Annotated in this window: 15 protein-coding genes; 13 read left to right on the top strand and 2 right to left on the bottom strand. The window is 45.3% G+C overall.

What is annotated here, in order from left to right; genetic code table 11:
- Nucleotides 1-22: 22 nt before the first annotated feature.
- The 3 genes from QUA07_RS08725 to QUA07_RS08715 are packed head-to-tail and all read left to right on the top strand — an operon-like array spanning nt 23 to nt 5,559.
- On the top strand, nt 23-2,434 hold the full coding sequence (locus QUA07_RS08725) for a dynamin family protein (protein WP_333324166.1): 2,412 nt from the start codon (nt 23-25) through the stop codon (nt 2,432-2,434).
- 6 nt (nt 2,435-2,440) lie between these two features.
- Nucleotides 2,441-3,232, top strand: a complete 792-nt coding sequence (locus QUA07_RS08720) for a hypothetical protein (protein ID WP_333324164.1) — start codon at nt 2,441-2,443, stop codon at nt 3,230-3,232.
- 11 nt (nt 3,233-3,243) lie between these two features.
- Nucleotides 3,244-5,559 (top strand): dynamin family protein, encoded by a 2,316-nt coding sequence (locus tag QUA07_RS08715; RefSeq protein WP_333324162.1) that lies wholly within the window; start codon nt 3,244-3,246, stop codon nt 5,557-5,559.
- Nucleotides 5,560-5,932: 373 nt separating this feature from the next.
- Here QUA07_RS08715 and QUA07_RS08710 read toward each other — a convergent pair whose 3' ends face one another.
- Entirely contained in the window at nt 5,933-6,829 is an 897-nt protein-coding gene (locus QUA07_RS08710; protein WP_333324160.1) for an Rpn family recombination-promoting nuclease/putative transposase, read from the bottom strand.
- 666 nt (nt 6,830-7,495) lie between these two features.
- Between QUA07_RS08710 and ccsB the strand changes: the two genes are divergently transcribed.
- From ccsB to tilS, 3 genes are all read left to right on the top strand, one after another.
- On the top strand, nt 7,496-8,566 hold the full coding sequence (gene ccsB, locus QUA07_RS08705) for a c-type cytochrome biogenesis protein CcsB (protein WP_333324159.1): 1,071 nt from the start codon (nt 7,496-7,498) through the stop codon (nt 8,564-8,566).
- A gap of 277 nt (nt 8,567-8,843) precedes the next feature.
- Nucleotides 8,844-9,269, top strand: coding sequence for a KGK domain-containing protein (locus QUA07_RS08700; RefSeq protein WP_333324157.1), 426 nt, complete (start codon nt 8,844-8,846; stop codon nt 9,267-9,269).
- A 128-nt stretch (nt 9,270-9,397) separates the two neighbouring features.
- Nucleotides 9,398-10,543 carry a tRNA lysidine(34) synthetase TilS gene (gene tilS, locus QUA07_RS08695; RefSeq protein WP_333324154.1) on the top strand — a complete coding sequence of 382 codons (1,146 nt, stop codon included), beginning with the start codon at nt 9,398-9,400 and terminating at the stop codon, nt 10,541-10,543.
- Here tilS and hmpF read toward each other — a convergent pair.
- The gene (gene hmpF, locus QUA07_RS08690; protein ID WP_333324152.1) at nt 10,540-12,285 is read right to left on the bottom strand and encodes a pilus motility taxis protein HmpF; all 1,746 of its coding nucleotides are present in this window, start codon (nt 12,283-12,285) and stop codon (nt 10,540-10,542) included. The genes tilS and hmpF overlap by 4 nt on opposite strands.
- Before the next feature lie 988 nt (nt 12,286-13,273).
- On the opposite strand from hmpF, the gene QUA07_RS08685 reads away from it, so the two are divergent.
- The 7 genes from QUA07_RS08685 to QUA07_RS30015 all read left to right on the top strand — a co-directional run bounded on the left by QUA07_RS08685 (nt 13,274) and on the right by QUA07_RS30015 (nt 20,588).
- Nucleotides 13,274-13,438, top strand: a complete 165-nt coding sequence (locus QUA07_RS08685; protein WP_333324150.1) for a hypothetical protein — start codon at nt 13,274-13,276, stop codon at nt 13,436-13,438.
- Nucleotides 13,439-13,916: 478 nt separating this feature from the next.
- Nucleotides 13,917-15,155, top strand: coding sequence for a response regulator (locus QUA07_RS08680; protein WP_333324148.1), 1,239 nt, complete (start codon nt 13,917-13,919; stop codon nt 15,153-15,155).
- Between the two features lie 534 nt (nt 15,156-15,689).
- Complete coding sequence (locus QUA07_RS08675; RefSeq protein WP_333324146.1) at nt 15,690-15,854, top strand: hypothetical protein; 165 nt, start codon at nt 15,690-15,692, stop codon at nt 15,852-15,854.
- Entirely contained in the window at nt 15,854-16,387 is a 534-nt protein-coding gene (locus QUA07_RS08670) for a chemotaxis protein CheW (protein ID WP_039887356.1), read from the top strand. The genes QUA07_RS08675 and QUA07_RS08670 overlap by 1 nt, the downstream gene beginning before the upstream one ends.
- A 147-nt stretch (nt 16,388-16,534) precedes the next feature.
- Nucleotides 16,535-19,627 (top strand): methyl-accepting chemotaxis protein, encoded by a 3,093-nt coding sequence (locus QUA07_RS08665; RefSeq protein WP_333324144.1) that lies wholly within the window; start codon nt 16,535-16,537, stop codon nt 19,625-19,627.
- Nucleotides 19,628-19,684: 57 nt separating this feature from the next.
- On the top strand, nt 19,685-20,440 hold the full coding sequence (locus tag QUA07_RS08660) for an HNH endonuclease signature motif containing protein (protein WP_333324142.1): 756 nt from the start codon (nt 19,685-19,687) through the stop codon (nt 20,438-20,440).
- On the top strand, nt 20,388-20,588 hold the full coding sequence (locus QUA07_RS30015; RefSeq protein ID WP_445305878.1) for a helix-turn-helix domain-containing protein: 201 nt from the start codon (nt 20,388-20,390) through the stop codon (nt 20,586-20,588). Before QUA07_RS08660 ends, QUA07_RS30015 begins: the two co-directional genes overlap by 53 nt.
- Nucleotides 20,589-20,622 lie beyond the last annotated feature (34 nt).

The raw sequence follows: 20,622 nt of genomic DNA, 5'->3' as shown, positions 1-20,622 counted from the left end.
TATCAACACCAGTATTTAACACATGAGTAAACAATTATACAAAGTTTTTGACGAAGTAGAATTCAAAGCTCAACTGCTTGCTAAATACTGGAATAATTTTTATACAGAAATTTCAGAGCATTTACCAGATACATATCAGCCTGAAATGCAAGAACTGTCTATAAAGTTAGACGAGGCTTTAAGCAATCTGGTTGATCAACTTCGTAATCCGACTCTGACTCTGGCGACTACAGGAACCACCAGTAGTGGGAAAAGCACTTTGGTAAATTTGTTGTGTGGAGCCGAAATTGTTCCTGTAGCCGTAAGTGAAATGAGTGCAGGGGCAGTCACTATCGAATATAGCAAGGAAAAGTCTCTAATAATCCATGAAACACCAGGAGCATTGTGGGAGTGTGGAGAATGGAGAGGTATCAGAGAGGAAAAAATTTATCAGCGCTTATACCAAGTAATGATAAGTTATATCGAAAACAGAGAAACACAACCGAATTTAGCTTGCCCACAATCTACCATCTTTTACCCTTTCAGGCTTGTCAAAGAGTCTAAACTGGAACTACCCCAAGGAACAAGGGTAAAAATTCTTGATTTACCTGGTTTGGCTTATGTGGGCGATCAAGGTAACGCAGATGTTATTAAACAGTGCCGAGAGGCATTGTGCATAGTCACATACAATAGTGCAGAAACCGATGCACATAAAGTAAAAAGTTTACTGCAAGAAGTTGTACAGCAGGTAAAAGATTTGGGTGGTTCTCCTGCACGTATGCTCTTTACTCTGAATCGGATTGACGTTTTTCGAGCCGACAAAAATTGGCCTGAAACAGAAAATCGCTTTGTTGAGAAAGCTATACGTGATATAAAAAACGAATTGACTGAACAATTAAAAGAATATACAGAAGATATTGAGAAGTTACAAGTTGTCAAACTTAGTACCTGGCCTGCGCTACTAGCCCTTCAGATCCAAAATAATGATGATATCTATAGTGCTGAAGCCTGTAAAAAGGCAGACAACAATTTTAACGGATTAATTAATGAAGATATATTAGAAGTCCTGCCACGTAACGTACAAAAATGGTCTAGACACGATCGAAACCGAGTTGCTGAAGCATTATGGCAAGAATCTTATGCAGAAGAGTTTCAGCAACACTTAAAGGAACATATTAATCAACACTTTCCACAGTTAGTAATACCGCAAGCTATAGAACGTTTTAATGTAGCTGCTGGAAATGCAGTAACGGAATGGGCAACACAAACAACAACAGCCATTCTGAATAGTTCCGAAGCACGTTATAAACAGGAATGTAAAAAAATATCAGACATTAGGTCATTACTTGAACAGTTTTTAGAAACTAGCGATGCCAAGTTAAGAGAGCCATTTGAAAGAATAGATACAAAGATTAAACAAGTTATAGCAGAACAGTCAGAAGATGATCCTGTGCTATATCTTGAATCAACAATTTTAGAACTTAAGAATGTAGAACCTTATAATTTGTTAGGAGAAAAATTATATCCTCTTTATGGATGGAGACGGGAATTAGGTCAAGGAATTAAACAAGTATTAGAAGCAGTAGCAAAGTCTTTAGAAACTGGAAAGGTAGACTTAGACAGTACAAATTTAAAAAAAGCAAATCTTTTAAATGTCAATTTGCTAGGAAGAAACTTAAACAGACTTGTAAACTTAGGCTATACTGCTTCTGTAGCTAAAGAAGGTAAAATAATGAAAGCAAAAACTGATTCTGAGAAGAATCAACTTAAACAAATAAATGAAGAATTAAATGAACTAGCTATTCATTTGAATATTGTAATGGAGGATGTGTTAAAGCAAATTTCTAACCAAGAATTAAATAGAATGTATCAGGCAGTAGTAGAACTTTTCAATTGCCACTTATCTTATATTGAAGAAGGTGCAAATGATATTGCACCTAATATAGCCATAAAATTCCCTGAATCTAAATTTAGTAAAGTTGATAGTCAGCTTACATTTAATTTTCGTTTTGAAGCAGGTTTTCCTATTAACAAAGGAACGTGGCAAGAATCCGTACAGGTTCCCACAGAGAAAAGAATTTGGTATACATTATGGATAGCAAAAAAAACTGTTTATCACACGAAATATGAAACACGCTCTAGTGATAATGCCGAAATACCTAGTGTGGAAAATTTACTAACAGGTTGGATTATTCAGTCGAAAAAGGGAGAAGCAGAAATAGTAAACAAAATTGCAACTTGGCTACTAGAACAAATTGATTATTTAAAAAAAAATGTAGATAAAATTCAGAATGATATTATTGACCGTTATCAAACGAGACTTGATAAAGCTAACCAAGAAATTACTCTAGATTATGAAAAGCAAAAAAATGTTTGGCAACCTATTCAACAAAAAGCTCAAAACCTTGCAGAAGAATTTTCTAGCTTAGAAAAAGTTTTAAAAGAGGAGCATTAAAATCTAGTGGCAACCGAAAATCCTAAAAGCCTATATGATCAAGTTTGTAATAACATATATCCTCAAATACAAGGGATTGAAAGAGGTCTTTTATATAAGACTATTCAGATGATACTTTGTGAAGAACAATCACTAGAACAAGAAAAAACAAGAAAAATATGTGATTATTTTGGGATAAAACCTCATGCTAATAAAGATGAAGACAAGAAAATTATTGATGACTTGTTGGATGCAATTTTCAGAAATATTCAAATATTAAAACTACCTGCAAAATTGGTAAAAAATTTTCAAGGAGGAAATATGGAGTGGATTTTTGTAGCAGCAGCTTTTACATTCGTTGGATTGTTTTTTTATAAGCAAACTCTTGATCAAAAGGAACAGGATAAAATAAAACCGGCGGTTCAAGAAATAAAAGAGCAACCCATTTTTTCACCTCCAATTCCTGCTGATTTATGTCTTGTTATTCCAGCATCTATAGCAAGCAATTTCGTAAACCGTTCAAATTTAAAAGTTGATGAGCTAACATACCTCATAGATAATGCCTCTTACTTTTTATGTACTACTGTTAAAGTTGCTGACTCAAATGAGCAATATTTAAAAATAACACATGAGTCTATTCCACTTGATAGTAGAAGAGAAGTTTATCTCAGAATCAATATTAATGATGGTCGAAACCTGATTGATAAAAAGATTCCTTACTATTTAAAGACGAATCTACCACTTCAAGCTCAGTGTATTGTTAAACAATTAGCTTGTCTTGAAAATTTATCTGGATTAGAAAAATTTAACCGCATTTAAGGAGCCTACAAATGGACTGGAAAACAGCATCTTCTTACTATGAGACTCGTCTCACTGACGCTTTAAGCATCCAAAGACACGCGGTAAATTTAGCCAACTTACCCCAAGCTGAAGTTCCGGCTCGATTCAAAGAGGTACTTTTACAAGAAGCAGAACCTACTCGCCGTCAACTTGAAAGACTCAAAAAACGCGAGTTTCGCATCGCTGTTGTCGGGTTAGAGAAAGCAGGAAAAAGCACCTTTATTAATGCTTGGTTGCAATGTGATTTACTTCCAGCAAAGGGAGGAAGATGCACATTTACCACAACACAAATTTATTCAGTTGAAAACGAGTCTGAACAAAGGCTGGAAGTACAAGCGAGAACCGAAGAAGAGTTTATCAACTTACTCAAGGAACTTGAGAAAGTTGGAGCGAAAGAAGACCTAAATACTATACGAGCAAACGAAATAACCTTACAACAGGTAAGAAGAGAAGGTAATCTGACTTTTCCCTTTACTAGACTAGAAGATATTAGAGAACCGCTCAAAAAGTATGTAGCAGATGAAAAGTATGCTCACGCTGTTTTAGAGGCGAGACTTTATACTAACAAACTTGCTCAGGCTGAAGGAATTGTTTTTTATGATGTTCCCGGTTTAGATTCAGGTTTAGCAAAGCACGTTGACGAAGCACAAGCAATGCTCTCTGACTGTGATGCGGTGATATTGGTACAGCGGTTTACTAGCCTCCGAGAAAAGGAACTAGAAATAATCAAGTTTACTGAACTTGGCGATAAAAACGTCACCGTTGCTGATAAGCTTTTTGTATTTTTAAGTCGGATTGATTCATTAGGTAGTGCAGAGACCCTTAAAACACATATTGAAGAAGCATCTCAAGACTGGTTAAAGCGTGCAAAGCTTCCACCTGAACGCATTGTATATGGTTCAGCCGGAGCCTATCTAATTTTGAATGGTTTAGCAGGAGAACAGACTAAGTTAGAGATTGGGGATGCAAGTAATATCGAAGCTCAGTTAAAGAGACTAACTGGAATTACTGATGAAGAAACTCTGAATAAAAATGGTACTGGAATTCCCGAAATTAAAGAAAAAATATTTAACTATATCAACACTGAGCGTGTCTCGATTTTAAAGAAAAGATGCGAAGCTTCTATCAATAAAATTTTCAGCAATTCCGAACAGATTTATATTACAGTCAGCAAAAAGTATCCAGAAAATCCTGAAGAAGCCAAGCTATTTGAAGAAAATAATCGGCGGGTTTTCTTTACCGAATGGTGGAATCAAAAATGGGAAACAATCAAAGCTGATTTACAAAAATACTATGAATATTCTGTGGTCAACAAATCCTTAGACAGTTCAAATGCTAAGTCATTCACTCAAATAGAAAAATTTAGAGAACGATATTTACAAATCGTTGACAATGAAATGCAGAAACTCAGGGAGGAAACATTTAAAAAGAAAGACACTATCTTTCTTGCTAACTCCAATCCTGAGTTTGACCGCATGAAAGCCAATTTTGCTTGGCGTGATGATTTGTACGGTGATATTAGTAAGCTTCTCTCTGCAATTGCTCATCAACTTGCTTTAGAACTTAAGGATGAAGCATTAAAATTAGTTGAATATATGACAAGTTTATTATGGGAAAGTAATCAAGTAAAACCCCGGCTCATTGAAAATTCAGAGGAATATTTTTTAGCAAAACTAGAGAATAGCTTAAGCGTATTATTTTTACGCTTTGCTCGTCCAGTTGCTGAAGCGCTGATTCGCGGCCCAGTTAATAGTGATACTCGGAATAAAATAATCAAAAGTTTAGGGGTAGATATTGAAATTATTGATAACTACTATAGTGGGGAAGAAGCTGCATTTAGGGTTCTCAAAAAATATGTAAAATATGGTTCAGATTTACTATTTAATTCGGAGATTCGGCAACAAGTATTAGGAGTTACAGGAATAGCAACCCAAATTGCTGGGGTAGCAGCGCAAATAGTGGGAGATTTTTCTAAGGACATAAAATCGCCACAAGAAGAAGCTGTAGTTTTTGAGGTAGGAAATGATATTAGTGCGTTTGAAGAATACTTAGTTTATGCAATTTTTAGTGCGGCTGGTTTCGAGTCATACTGTATTCAAGAACTGAAGGGTTTAGTGGATAGTTTCCGAGACAAAGAAGGTACTTGGACTGGCGTTGCTCTCAATGAGTGGTTGCAGGGAAATCCACTTCTGTTTGCTGAAATACCTGATAACTTGAAGTCACAAGAATCGAATTTAGAAGTTAGCGAACGATTGAGGCAATTATCTATTGCTTTAAAAAGAAGTCGTTCGCCGGAGGTACTGTGAGGGACCGAAACTACAGGAAAATAGACCTTTTGCAAAAGTCCTTTTAATCCAATTTTAGGACGGGTTCTCCGGGCCATCCCACAACAATCATCTTTTCTTATGGAATGGGTATCTTGCCCGTCTTAGCTATTTTTTGCAAGAGGTCGAGTTTAACATAAGTCTGTCGGTCCGATCGCCCAAAACATCTTCCACCATCATCAATCCGCTTCTAATCCGCCGGAATCATCCCCGATCGCACCCTGAACATCCTCTCAGCAACGGCGGATGCACCAAAAGAACCCTAAAACCCAGGAATTAGAGGGGGAGTAGGTTTGATGTGTTTGTGCGCGTAAATGGCGCGATCGCCCCCTCAAGTACAATTCCTAACCTCGTATCACTCTCCCTGCGGCAAATTCTCCAGCCAAACCTCTAAATCCTCGATCGACTGAAAATCTAACAATTCCTCTGCTAGAGTTTCAATTTGCTCGATCGACAAATCAGCAATTCTAGTGGTGATATATTCCGGTAATGTTCCAACTCGCCGATTTAACAGACGGCGATTTAACAGACGTAAAATCAAGGCTCTTCCTTCTTGTTCGCGGCCTTGCACAATGCCTTGTTCAATGCCTTGTTCGATGCCTTCTTCCTTAGCTTCCCGATAAAACCGAGTTTCCTCAAGCGTAATCCCTAACATCGCCTCTGCCTCCCTTCGGTTCAAATTTGTAAACTTGTAAACCAGTATCGTCGTCAGCATCTCTATTATGGCGCGACTCGCTGCCTCAGATTCCTCCCGCTGCGATCGCGCCAACAACAATCGCGCCGCTTCCGGCGTACTCGCTTCGTCGATAGTCGTCAACGCCATCAGCGCCACCCCCAGCGGCAACTGTTCAATCTCCCCCAACTCATCCAAATATACGCGATGTACCTGATTGCTGCTCAAGAGCGATCGATACGGATGCGGGTCTGATTGTTCAGTCGATCGACTCGGATAAATCACCACCGCTTCCCAATCTGTAAATCGCTGACGGTTGCGATAAAAATACAAAAACGACTCACCAAACAATCGCTCATAAAGCAATTCATCCCGCTGAAACTGCACCTCACAGAAATATACAACTCCAGGCTCAGCATCCGGTGGCAAAAACACCCCATCAATTTCAAACTTCGGTTCCTTCACAGCAACGGAGTCAAATCGATACTGTTCCGCATTCGATGGTGACTCTTCCAATAGCTCAAACAGCAGCGTCGGAGCTTCTTGAAATAACTTGTAAAATATTGAATCTCTACGCATTAACCCAACATCTCCTCTAACCTATGGAACTGCTCGAACCGTCAGTCGATTTTAGATTTTAGATTTTAGATTTTAGATTTGACTCGCCTTGATAAATCTGGGAGGTTGAGCTTTAGTCTAAAATTTGGGGAGTATCCACAACGATTGTCGGGGGCTTCCGTTTTTTTGCTGGTTGCAAAAACAGCAAATGGGTAATCAGCTCAATCAATTCTAAAGGATTCCAGATAGCCCCAGATCAAAAAACATCCTATATTTTCAGTCCTAGACGCACTCCCGACAAAGAAACGGGGTTTTTTACTTAATCTCTGGGTAAAAACGAAGGATTTTCCTAAAACCCGGTTTCTGGCCCCCCGTGCGTAAGTCCTAATTTTGTTAATCGGCGATCGAATTTCGCCCATCAGCATTCCGTGTTTCCTTACTTGGAACTCGTCCAACCTCAAGTCCTCAGCCAGAATCAACAAGCGTGACTTGACGGGGTGACACTCGTCTGGTGGGTCAATAGTAGCTTGTTTGATGCGTCCGCGCGATCGCCCGCTCCCACCTCAACAACCGCCAACCACTCATAATTGCCACAAAAATTCAAAATCCCAAACCCAAAACTGCCCAACCCCAGTACGATCGATCTAGTTAGCAAAAATAAGTAAAAACACTACCGGAGTAATTTTTATGGATCTGGTCGTACTCCAGAACTGGCTGGACAACATCTCCTTTGCCGTTTTGTTCTCCACAATGCTCATTTACTGGGTTGGCGCAGCATTCCCCGGCATTCCCTACCTATCAGCCCTAGGAACCGCAGGAATGGCCGTCGCCAACCTATCCATCGCCGCTTTACTCGGTTCTCGATGGATAGAAGCCGGCTACTTCCCCTTAAGCAACCTCTACGAATCCCTATTTTTCCTAGTTTGGGGAATCACCGCCATCCACCTAGTCGCGGAAAACATGAGCCATTCCCGCTTAGTAGGAGTAGCCACATCCCCCGTAGCAATGGCAATATCCGCCTTTGCAGCCCTGACTCTGCCCGCAACCATGCAGTCTGCAGAGCCCCTAGTACCCGCCCTCAAATCAAACTGGCTGATGATGCACGTTAGCGTCATGATGCTCAGTTACTCAACTTTAATGGTAGGAGCGCTACTGGCGATCGCCTTTTTAATCGTCACCCGCGGCCAAAAAATCGAACTCACCGGTAGTTCCTTCGGCACCAACAGCAACCGCAACGGCAACTACCGCCTCCAACGCCCTCAAAACCCCGAACCTCAAATTGCAGAAACCAGCGCCGACAGCGCGTTAGCTTTCAGCGAACCCTCTTTCAACTCCAACAATAACGGTTCGGCCACCACCGCAGTCCTTGAATTAGCAACCGTTCAAACCGCATCAACCTCCCCAACTCAAACCGCAGAACTTCTCTCGCCCCAGCGATTGAATCTAGCAGAAACTCTTGATAACATTAGCTATCGCATCATCGGTTTAGGATTCCCCTTACTGACAGTTGGCATTATTGCCGGTGCGGTTTGGGCTAACGAAGCTTGGGGCTCATACTGGAGTTGGGACCCGAAAGAAACTTGGGCGCTAATTACTTGGTTGGTATTTGCTGCCTACCTGCACGCCCGCATCACTCGCGGCTGGCAGGGAAGACGCCCAGCAATTTTAGCAGCCACAGGTTTTGTGGTAGTTTGGATTTGCTATCTAGGCGTCAATCTGTTAGGCAAAGGTTTACATTCCTACGGTTGGTTTTTCTAATTCCTAATCCACCAATGGGCCAAAGAAGCACAGGATAAGTCAAAGAATCGGGATTAATATCATCTCCGGTTGTAGGGTGGGCAATTCCCACCTTACTCAACCAGCGAGATTCTAATAATTAACTCCCTCTTCCTTCTTCCCTTTTTTTACCCGATCAGCTTCGCCGAAGACCTTTCTTCCTTCTTATAACTTCGGTCTTCCTCACATCCGTTACATCCGTTGCATCCGTTACAAAATCCGTTGCCGAACTTCCTTCATTAAAATAAGGACAATTAATATGGACGAATCGCCAATATTTCCCCAAGAAGACGATGTTGTGTCTGCCCCTACCAGCGCTTTGATGTATCAATGTACATTCAAAGTCAGCGAATTTATGGCCATTATGCAGTCAAAATTGGTAGACGAAAAATTATTTTCAGACGGTCTGGATTGCGAGCTATTAAGTGCTGGCAAAGACTGGACGAAAGGAAAACTTAGAATGCGTCTGGAATTCATTCCGCTTGAACCTGAAATCAAAGAACAAAAAGCCCTTCCTGCCGCTGCCGAAAGATCGGACACCGTGCAAAACGACGCCGTAGCTAGCTCAAATCAAACCGATATAGATGAGCCATTAAATCAATGTGACTCAACAGAAATAAATAATCATTTTCCTATTTCTAGGTATCCAGACCGCGACCCCCAAAGTATAGGAATGTGGAGCTAGGAAGGCAAAGACTGAGAGATTGGGAGAGGGGGGATAATCCCCCTTCTTTGCTCAAAATCCATCCGTTAAATCCCGTACACGGCTCGTTGTCTAACTTCCTTATTTTTGCTTAATGAAAAACTGCTCTCATGGCTGAATCTTCCAATTGGACGCACCTCCACGCTCAACTGCACCGGACGCTGCTGCACCGACAAATATTGCCATCTAATCAGCGATTGCTAGTAGCAGTATCCGGCGGACAAGATTCTCTGTGTTTAATTAAATTACTGCTAGATTTGCAGCCAAAATGGGGATGGAACCTAGCGATTGTTCACTGCGATCATCGTTGGCGTTCTGACTCGGAAGCCTCGGCCAATCATGTAGAACAATTAGCTAAAAACTGGGGAATATCCTACTATTTGGAAACAGCCTCGGACATCCCCAAAACAGAAGCAGCGGCCAGACAGTGGCGATATCAAGCTTTAACCGAAATTGCGATCGCCCACAACTACCCCTACATTGTTACAGGCCACACAGCCAGCGATCGCGCCGAAACACTCCTCTACAACCTGATTCGCGGCAGTGGCGCCGACGGACTTTCTGCCCTCACCTGGAGGCGGCCCCTGCTCGATTTTCAATTGCCGATTTTAGATTTTAGATTAGGGAATTCCGGCGAAAATCCCAACTCCCAAATATTGGCCGATTTTAAATTGGAAAATCAGGATGAAAATTCCCAATCGAAAATCCAAAATCTAAAATCTAAAATCTATTTAGTTCGTCCCTTGCTCGAAATAACTCGATCGCAAACAGGTCAATTTTGTCAAGAGCAAAAACTACCCATTTGGGAAGATTCCACAAATCAAGACTTGCAATATAGTCGCAACCGGATTCGATCGGAATTATTGCCTTATTTGGAAACTCATTTCAACCCAAAAGCCCAACAAGCCCTAGCTCAAACAGCCGAACTCCTCCGCGCCGACGTAGAATATCTCGAACTTGCAGCCAGCGACTTGCTACAGCGAGCAATGTCTCCAATTGCAGACAGCCCGCAGGTAAATTTTCAACTTCCCGTCAAGTTAAATCGCCCGATTTTGCGCGAAGCAGCCCTGGCCTTGCAGCGACGGGCAATGCGGCAACTACTGCAACAAATATTGCCCTCGGCGCCCAGTTTTGAAAGCGTAGAAAAACTAACCAGCTTAATCGTAGCGCCCAACCGATCGCAAACCGATCCATTTCCTGGAGGAGCGATCGGTCGAGTCGAACACCCTTCGATAATTTTACATATTAAATTTTAAGCTGTTATCAAACCCGAAAGGACTTGCCGCAAATCGGAAACTATCCGACCTTGCTCGTCTCCCGTCTCCTGCACCCGATCGAGTTCCCCCGCCACCGCTTCGAGCTTTTGGCGTAGCGCAGTCAAATTGTCCTGCACCGGCTGCAACATTTCTTGATAAACATTCACCCTGCCCCAGAGTTGCGCCACTGCACCTTTCTGGTTGAACAAATTCTGCTCTAACTGCTTGAGTTCGTAGCGTTTCGCCTCACTTTCCCCATTTTGGCGGTTGACATTTGCCTCCATTTGGGATATAGCTTCCCGCACCTGCTGAATTTCGTTTTCCAGTCTTTGCAATTCTTGGCTTTGCTGCTGCCGCTGAGTATCGAGCTGTGCGACAATCGGCCCCAAATCAATATCTCCTCGCTCTTGTTTTGGAGCATTAGCAGTACCCAGCCGCCGCCACAGCACCGCCTGATGCTGCTTTAAAACATCTTCCCGTTCCTGCAACCGGAGGCGCTGTCCCACCAGAGTTTCGTTCAACATCTGATAACTTTCGAGTTCATCTGCCATTTCATTTTCCAAAGCCATGCGATCGTACTCGCTAGCAGCTTGAATTTTCCCCTGCAGCTCCTCGATTGTCTCCCGCTGCAGAGTCAACTCCTCCTCTTGATCGTTAACAAACCGGAACACCTTTTCCAAATCTTGTTGCAGGTGTTGCACCAGCCCCTGTAACTCATCAACAGGCATCTTCTCCAAAGCTGACACATCTACTTTCTGCTCCGTACCCGCAGCACCCGAAGCAGATGCGAGCCTGGAAACTTGCTGGTAAATATCCTCAACAGCCCGCACCTGCAAAGACACAGACCGAGCCTGATCCTGCTTAGCGCTGAGGGTACTTTGCTGCCCTTTAAGCTCCGCCCGAGCCCCGGCCAAAGCTTCTTGAGATTGGTACCACTCTTGCCAGCGGTTTTGGAGGCTCTGATTTTGTCGATCGACCTCTTCTTGTTGCTGTTGAGCTATGCTTTGTTTTTGCTCCAACTGCTGCCAGTGCTGATCCAGAATTGCCTGTTGAGCGCCCACGGCACTAAAAGACTGATTCAGTTGTTCCCGCACCCCGTGGGCAGAAGCAATTGCCCCTCCCAGCTTCTGCATCAACTCCTGAATCCTCTGCGTCTGCTGCTCATCAACTACTGCCCCCTGCGGAACCTCAGACTGCTGCTGGGCCACCCGTTGCTGCTCGCCCCGCAACTGTTCCCAAGCCGTCTCAATTTCCACACGACTGCGATCGACTTCCTCTCGCAGTCGGTTAGCTTCATCTCTAGTATTTTCAATTTCTGAGCGCTGAGCCTCCAGCCGCTCCAACTCCTCTTCCATTTGAGCCAACTGCTCTTCGCGGGCTTGCATTTCCATTTCCCGGCGATTGAGTTCCTGACTCGAAAACGTCAGAGAAGCCTTCCACTGTTCAATTTCCTCTTCCTTATCCTTAAACTTGTCCTGCAATCGCGAGAAATTTTGCAGAATGCTCACCAACTGGCGGGCCGCCTCCTGAATCCGCTGCACTTGCTTGCTAGCGCTCAACTCAACCAGCACCAGCGTGCCGTCGTTAAACTTATTAGCTTCCTCAACTGGGATCGCGTCATCACCTGGTACGGCGCTCCAGTTATGTTCGCCCCGCTGACAAGCTAGCAGTTTCAGTTCAGCCTTACCGCCACCGAGACCAAAGCCGCTTCTCTGTTTTTGTACTTCCGCTAGATACAGCACACTAATAGTCCTCTGCTTCGTAAAACCTATCCCAACTTACTTTAAGTTACTTAAAGGCCTAAAAGATAAGTGGTGTTTACTTCCTACGCTGTTGGGTAGACGGCTAATTCCAACATAAGTAGGCTATCCCCCTTAAGCCAAAGGTTCTTGGCTAAACATAACACTGCGTGTGATCTTTAGTCAACTTACCTAAAGTAAACAAGTATAGACAAGTAAGGATAACTTTTTGCCAATAAAGTCTTACTTTTTGGTGTCGTTTGCCCAATCGGGGGATAGCATTTTTTTCTAACTTTTCTTCAGCACTCACGCATAGCACGTTCTCACGGGAGAACTTCCAGAAAGTACGGCCGCCGCCAGTTGTCTGGAGGAATGAGAGAGCAGTACGAATGCCGCTTGATTAAAGACTAGCTCTCACTGCGGAGACTGCCATAGACCAAACCTGAAAAAGGTCAGTCCTTGAACCTCCCCACATCTAAAGCCGGAGGATTCTTGCCCACCTTCTAGACGACAACGGGACATTCAAATATCCCTCTACTCACTCAAAGAACTTTACTGATCCCGGAGCGCATACTTGCTGAGTCCTTCATATTTTTAAGGTTGAACGTGACCTATGCTGCAATTATTTGCCCTTTAACTATTCCGAATTAATCGGATTAGTGCGTTACCGGGGTTGCTCACCCTCTAGGATATTTCAATGGGTTGAAAGTTATTCTTACTCTGGCGAATTGCTCTGTACCAATTATACCACTCTGGTTTTAGCAACACAATCGTTTCACGAGACTTACAAGTCCCTACCGACTGATCCCCAAGTCTAAATCCCCATGTCGTTAGCCCAGGGCTTGCCTCTGGCGTTTCGATCCAAAACTTTCTATTGATTTTACAACGCTTTAGTTATGGGTCGATCGTGAAAAAAGCCGTTGCTGCCCCCAAGCTGGTGCCTGGCTCCGGCGGACTAGGGATTTGAACCGCGCTGCCTTAGAATAAGGTAATGACGGGAGCCTATGACGATCGCCGCGGGCGAGCAAAAAGGTCGATCGGCACTGAGGGTTTTCCTGACAATTGCCAAAAAAGGTTCATTTTGACTGCACCTGATTTTAGGGCTGTGGCAAACCCAAAAAACCTCGATCGCAACTCATCCAACCCAACAGACTAGCCTCAAGTTCCCATCGGGGCTTGATCGGCACTTGCTGCTGGTAGCAGCGGTAAAACGAGAGAATCCTCGGTATTTTGAAGTTGACCTACGCCAAGATGTGCTCGATAAACTGACGGCATACTCAGCCAAAAACTTCAAAACTTTGGCTATCGAAGACTTGAACCAGTCGGGAAGGCCAGCGTTGCATACTCGAAACACCCGTGCAATCGTGCGAAGTGGATTCTACGAGTTTAGGCAGCAGTGGGAATACTCAGGTGAAACTCTACACTTAGAGAATGTCGCGACTTTCGCGGTTTCAGCTTGTGGACTGGTAGTGCGGCCGAGGAGCCGCAGCAAGTATCGCCCTTTCGTCAATTCCCAATTGTGAGATCAGCATCAGCGCGTAAATTATTGACGGAAACTAAAGTCAATCTTTTCGCCAGCACACAGTCTTTCCGAGCTCAGACACCAACGGTTTTAAGGAGGATACTTTAGCTGCATGCAGGGAAATTTGAGTGAAATAGACATCCGCAGCATCCTGCAATTGATTGAGTTAGGTCAGCGAACCGGAGAACTGTTCGTAGAGGCCTACACCTCCACCGGCAGCAGCACGGGTACTCAACCTACCCCGCGCTCCCTTGCAGGACAATCCTGGTATGTCTTCTGCTTCAACGGTCAGATTATTTACGCTACCCAGAGTGCGGGCAGTTTGTTTCGCTTGCGCGACTACCTGCGCCGCTACAAAGCAGATACCGCCCTCGACAAAATCCAAGTTCCCTATATGGCATCTACCAATGCCCCAGAATACGGCTACCTATGGGCCCTGCTAGAAAACCACATCCTCACCCCAGCTCAAGGGCGCAACATCATCCAGAGCATGATCCACGAAACCCTATTTGACTTGCTCAGTCTCCACCAGGGTTCCTTCACTTTTGAAATGGGCCCAGCTTTGGCTCCTCAACTGACCAGCTTAGAAATTAGCTCCCTGCTGGCCAAGATTGTCAAACAGGTGCAGCAGTGGAAGCAGTTTCACCCTCACATTCAGTCGCCCAACCAATGCCCGGTGATTTCAGACCCCTCCGAGCTGCGAGTCGCGCTGCCTGTCAATACCTTTAATACTCTCCGACGCTGGGCCGATGGGCACACTTCGATCCGCCAAATGGCGCGCTACCTCAACCGAGACGTGCTCACTGTCGCTAAGGCGATTTACCCCTTTGTGCAGCAGGGATTGGTGCAAGTATTTTACGAACCCTCTGTTGCCCCGGCCAACAATAAAAAAGAATGGTCGTCCCCAGAAACCAAGGTTCCGAGAGTTGTCTGTATTGACGACGACAATACTATTCGCAAAACAGTCGAGTCAATTTTAAATGAACACGGTTACGAAGCTACTACGATCGGCAATCCCCTCCAAGCCCTGAGTTTGGTGTTTCCACTCAAACCCGATTTAATTCTGTGTGATATCGCCATGCCAGAACTCGACGGCTACGAAATTTGCGCTATGCTGCGTAGTTCTAGCGCTTTCCGGCAGACGCCGATCGTGATGCTGACGGGGATCGACGGATTTATCGACCGCGTTAAAGCCCGCATGGCCGGAGCTACAGACTTTTACACCAAACCTTTTGGTGAAAGCGAGTTATTGATGCTGGTAGAAAAATATGTGGGCCCGGGCTACCCTCGGCTCAATCTCTCGGAAAGATTATTAGACCGATCGCCAGAAGACCAATTAGAAGAAAAATAACTTTCGCACCGATGGCAGGATGGGAGCTTTTTTGTACCTGCGGTTAGCTCAAGTCTCGGCCACCACAAAGAGAAAGCTGGGGGTACTATTGGCGATCGCACCATAAACTAGAATGTATTAATCCGCGCGCTGGCATAAGGGCGTCGGTAAAACTCTGTTCAATTTCTAGACCCAAGTGGGTCTAACACGCTCAAAGTGCAAATATAATATACTTGTTCTCCACTTGTAGCCGCTCCGAAAAACTGATGTACAGAGCTACTTATTGCTAGGTATTTCTGTACAAAGTCAGAGAGTGCAATTGTCAGTCTTAAGTGACTCCGTTTATGATTGTCGCGACACCAGCCATGTCAACAACTCCTCGCTAATCCGAGTATCGGTTTAGCATTCATCGCAGAAATTACCCAGAGTTTTACCAATGGAGACGGCGGTGGGATTACAAAGTGAAGCTTTAGGGGTTTCAAATTAATTGTTCGTACTCTATTTGAGCTAATTTGTAAGCATTGGTCGCGCGAATTTATTGATGGCAGTCAATTATTGACGGAGCAAATTTATTGCCAAGTACCTCCGGCAGTAGCGCCATTCACCCCTTGGCTGTGTCAAGCTTGGCTGTGTCAAGTTTCGACGATCGAAGTTTCGATCGGGTTCTTCTTGGCCGGAAACCTCAACAATTTGCTAGAAATGCAGGTGTCAGAATTATGATTAGCGGTAGCCCAGACTTTATATTACCAGGACTAGGCGTAGATCCGGCTCCGGAATTCCAAGAACTAGAAACTCCCGAAGGCGAGCTGCACCTGCGGTTCTACGTTCCTTCGGGGAACGAGTTCGCTCTGCCGGCGACAGGGATTAGAGAGGTACTATCCCCTTCCCCAGACCGCATGACCCCGATCCCCAACGTTTCCTCTTTGCTTTTAGGTACGCTAAATATGAGAGGACGAGTGATTTGGGTGGCAGACCTGGGTCAATTTCTGGGAGACCAAACACCTCTGAACACAGATAGACCCGAAATCCCGATCGTGGCTGTGGAAGACCAAGACACGATTTTGGGGCTGGCAGTCGATCGAATTGTGGGGATGGACTGGCTCGACGTAGAGCAACTGCACTCTCAGAACAATGCACCAGACGGCATGATTCCATTTCTGAGGGGAGAATGGATGTTAGGTGCACCAGCTCAGAAAGTGCTCCGACTGCTAGATCAAGTGAAAATTCTGCGCTCGGCGCGGTGGGCAGCGTGAAATCGATTTTAGATTTGCGATTTGCGATTTTCGATTGAGGTCTAACCATCAACAGTCACACGACTTGAGGCGCGCATCTAAACATTCAATTCAAGATAAAAATCAAAAATCTCAAATCTAAAATCTAAAATCCAAAGAGGGCGGCAAATGGCAACAAGTACCAACTTTCAGCAGGACTACCAACGGGCAGAAGCGGCCTACATGGATGGCAATTATTCAGAAGCCGCAGCCCTAGTTTATCAATTAGTCGAAGATTTTCCCGAAGACCCCAGCGCTCGCCTGCTGTGCGGACACATTTACTGCTACGGACTGCAACAGTATGAGGTGGCGCGGGAACAGTACACGGTTGTGCTAGGCCTGAGTGATGACCAGAGTTTGGTGGAACACGCTCACAGCGGAATTACCTACACTGACCAATTTTTATCTGGAGAACTACAAACGGAAAATTTCGAGGCTTTGTCTGCTGAAACTGAATTAGAATTCTATCCAGACTTATCTCTTGATGAAGGGTTAGAAGACCCGGATTTGGGACTTTTCCAAGGAAATTCCCCATCCCTTTCCTATAGAAGTCAATCCCCAGACGACATGGAAAACGAGGATTTGGCCGACTTGGGCATGAGTGGCTTGGGGTGGGAACCAGAAGACGACGATCGCCCAGGCTCAGTCCCAGATTTAGCCTCACATTCTAACCCCTTTGGTGGCGACAGCGGCGGAATGGCAGCTTATGCTGAGAACTCCGGCTCCCTAGACATAGACGAATTTGCCGACTCGGACTTTGGAGACCCTTTTGCCTTAGATGATGGAGGGTTTGATGCTGCTGACGTGTCTAGCAGCAAAGTGTCTGGTTCAAGCGCACCTTACTCAGGAGATTCGTTTTCAGAAGCTCCGACTCAGATGCTCAACGGTCAAAGTTTTGCCTCTTCAGAAGTCGGGAATTCCTTCGACTCGAACCAACTAGACTCCCCCATCGCGCCCTCGGACAATTTTGGCGAACCTTTTGCTGCGCTCGATTTGCCAGACGAATTCGACGATAACTCCGACTACGACTACCAATCCCCGCCCCAGAGTGGTCAAAATTACGGTCATAACGCACCTGATGCCGAAGAGGAAGACCCTTTTGCCGAGGCGATGCCCTCGTCGGGTTTCGGGTCTTCTCGACCTCAAAACAAACAGCCGAATAACGGGTCGGACTACTCGTCAAACTATTCGCTGGCGGAAGACGAAACGCTGTTGATGGGAGGTGCTGTCCCCAACTCTCAAAGTCAAAGGTCGAGCCGGGGGCAATTTAATTCAGTCGATCGAGCTTCCGCCAACAGCAACGGTTACAGCGACTCGGAACCCCCGGCATTTAGCTCTAGAGACAACTTCGAGTTAGATGCTTTTGAAGACGACGCTTTTAGCGATTCTTTCTCTTTCGACGAAAACGAACAAGCGACAGCTTTCGGGGCGTCCGACAAGAACAACAGCGGCTGGTCGTCAAAAGCAGGGAACGGTCAAGAACACAGCGATTTTTTAGACGAATTTGACGAGTTTGACGATTTGGGCAATTTGCCGGACTTTGATATCTCAGAAGATGCCACCAGTTCGATCTTGACTAGAGGTAACACCAATTTCGGCAACTCGACCAGCGGCATGATGGGAACGACGGGCAGCAGCCTGGACTTTGACAACAGCGATGGCTCAGCAATTCGGGATGACGAAATATTTAGCATAAGCGGCCCGGCTGATGCGTCTGTGTCGAGTTTTTCTCCCACCGAAACAGAAGCGGTCGATACTTCGGTAACAGTAGAACAGGGGGGACTGGCTTTCTTGGAAAATGCCCCTTTGTTTACAAAACAGTTGTACACGGCAATCGGGGCAGGACTGGTTTCTTTGGTAGCTGTGGCTTTCGTCACCAACATTGCCTCCTATCAAGCTCTGCGGCAAGACAAACCGGAGGCGATCGTTTACCTGCGCCAAACAGGCTGGGTAATGACCGCAGCCGCAGGCTTTACCAGCTTTTTAACTTCTTGGGGCATCGGCCAGTTGATCGCCAAGCAGGTACGCAAGTCGTCGGATAATTTGCAAGCTCAGTTCGATGCCGTATCTCAAGGAACTTTGGATGCTCGCGCTACGGTTTACTCGGAAGATGAATTTGGCAAAATGGCTGCTAAATTCAACCACATGGCGAAGGTCATCCAAACCACGATTAGCGATACCAGGCGCAAGTCTGACGAGCAGGAACAGGCAAAAGAAGACTTGCAGCGCCAAGTGATTCGCTTGCTAGACGACGTGGAAGGAGCGGCTCGGGGTGACTTGACGGTGACTGCGGAAGTGACCGCAGACGTTTTGGGCGCTGTTGCTGACTCGTTTAACTTGACAATTCAAAATCTGCGCGAAATTGTCCATCAGGTGAAGCAGGCGGCTCGGGAGGTCAGCAAAGGCGCTACGGATAGTGCCAAGTTTGCGGGCGATTTGTCTTCCGACGCGCTGCGGCAAGCTGAGGAACTGGCGGCAACCCTGAATTCCGTGCAAGTCCTAACCGATGCGATTCAGCGGGTCGCAGAGAGCGCTAGAGAGGCGGAAGAAGTGGCCCGGGGCGCGGCGGCAACGGCTCTGAAAGGGGGCGAGGCTGTGGAGCGGACGGTGGCCGGGATTTTGGAAATTCGCGAAACTGTAGCAGAAACCACGAGAAAAGTCAAGAGGTTGGCGGAAGCTTCTCAAGAAATTTCTAAGATTGTGGCTTTAATTGCGACGATCGCCTCGAGGACGAATTTGTTGGCCCTCAACGCCAGTATTGAGGCGGCGAGAGCTGGGGAAGCGGGCAGGGGTTTCGCGATCGTGGCAGACGAGGTGCGACAATTGGCAGACCGATCGGCTAAGTCTTTGAAAGAAATCGAACAGATCGTGATGCAAATTCAAAGCGAAACCGGCGCGGTAATGACGGCGATGGAAGAAGGGACGCAGCAGGTTATTGAGGGGACAAGATTGGCAGAACAGGCGAAGCGATCGCTTGAAGATATCATTCAAGTAACTAACCGAATTGACGTGTTAGTGCGATCGATTACTGCCGACACTGTAGAGCAAAACGAAACAGCTCGCGCCGTAGCTTCTGTGATGCAAGCAGTCGAGCTGACCGCTCAGGAAACCTCCCAAGAAGCGCAGCGAGTTTCTGGTGCTTTGCAAAACTTGGTGGGCGTTGCTCGCGACCTTTTGACATCGGTGGAAAGATTCCGAGTAGAAACAGCAGAAAGACAATAATCAATTGTCTCATGCTTTTTTTGCGGGCTGATTTACAAGCACGTTAGTGTGGCAATAATGGCATACAAAAAGCAACCTCGCAGTCTTGAAACCGTTGCGGGGCTGCCAATTCAACACCTAAAGGAAGTAGGAGTTGCACAGATGGACGACAACATACTAGAAGTAATTCCTGGCATATTTGGTGAGATTCAGCCGACGGGCTGTATTATCTCTACCCTAACCAAATCTAGCAGTGGCTATGCCAATAAAAGACTTCGCATTAACGGTGAATGGAAAACGTTTACTGTCCACCGTTTAGTATTAGAACATTCATTAGGTCGGCAGATCAGATCCGAATACTTTGCTTGCCATACTTGCGATGTTCGCAACTGCATTAATCCTAACCATTTGTGGGAAGGTTATAGGCTAGAAAATTCTCAAGATAGGTTTAAGAAAGGACGGATTAAAGATGTAGGAAGTACATCGGCTCCTCAACCTCAAAAACAAGTGCGAGGCATAGAAGTAATTCCAGGCATTCGCGCTAAAATACAGCCGAACGGCTGCATGATTTGTACCTGGGCTAAAAGAAGTGATGGTTACGCCATTAAGGGTAATAAAATTAATGGCAAAACAAAAAGTTTCTACGCTCATAGACTTGTACTGGAACACACACTGGGAAGACCTGTTAAACCTGGTTATTTTGCGTGTCACAGTTGCGACGATCGCGGTTGTGTCAATCCTGACCATTTGTGGGAAGGAACCCCCGCCGATAACTCCCGCGATGCCAAGCGAAAAAAACCGCTTTCCTTTCGTTCCCGGCAAGATATGTCCTAACCGCAAACTCAAACCCGAACAGTTGCGCGAGATTCGCTATCTTTTAAGTGAGGGCATATCGAAAGCAAAAATAGCCATGACATTTGCGATATCTCGCAGTCAGATTATTCTCTTGGCAAGGGGCGAGATATACAGAGAGCTTCTCTAGAACTACTAACATAGACCCAATACAATAACGCTTA

It is taken from the genome of Microcoleus sp. T3_A4, from assembly GCF_036700465.1.
In the GTDB taxonomy this organism is placed as follows: Bacteria; Cyanobacteriota; Cyanobacteriia; order Cyanobacteriales; family Microcoleaceae; genus Microcoleus.
This window is presented reverse-complemented; position numbering and strand designations above follow the sequence as displayed.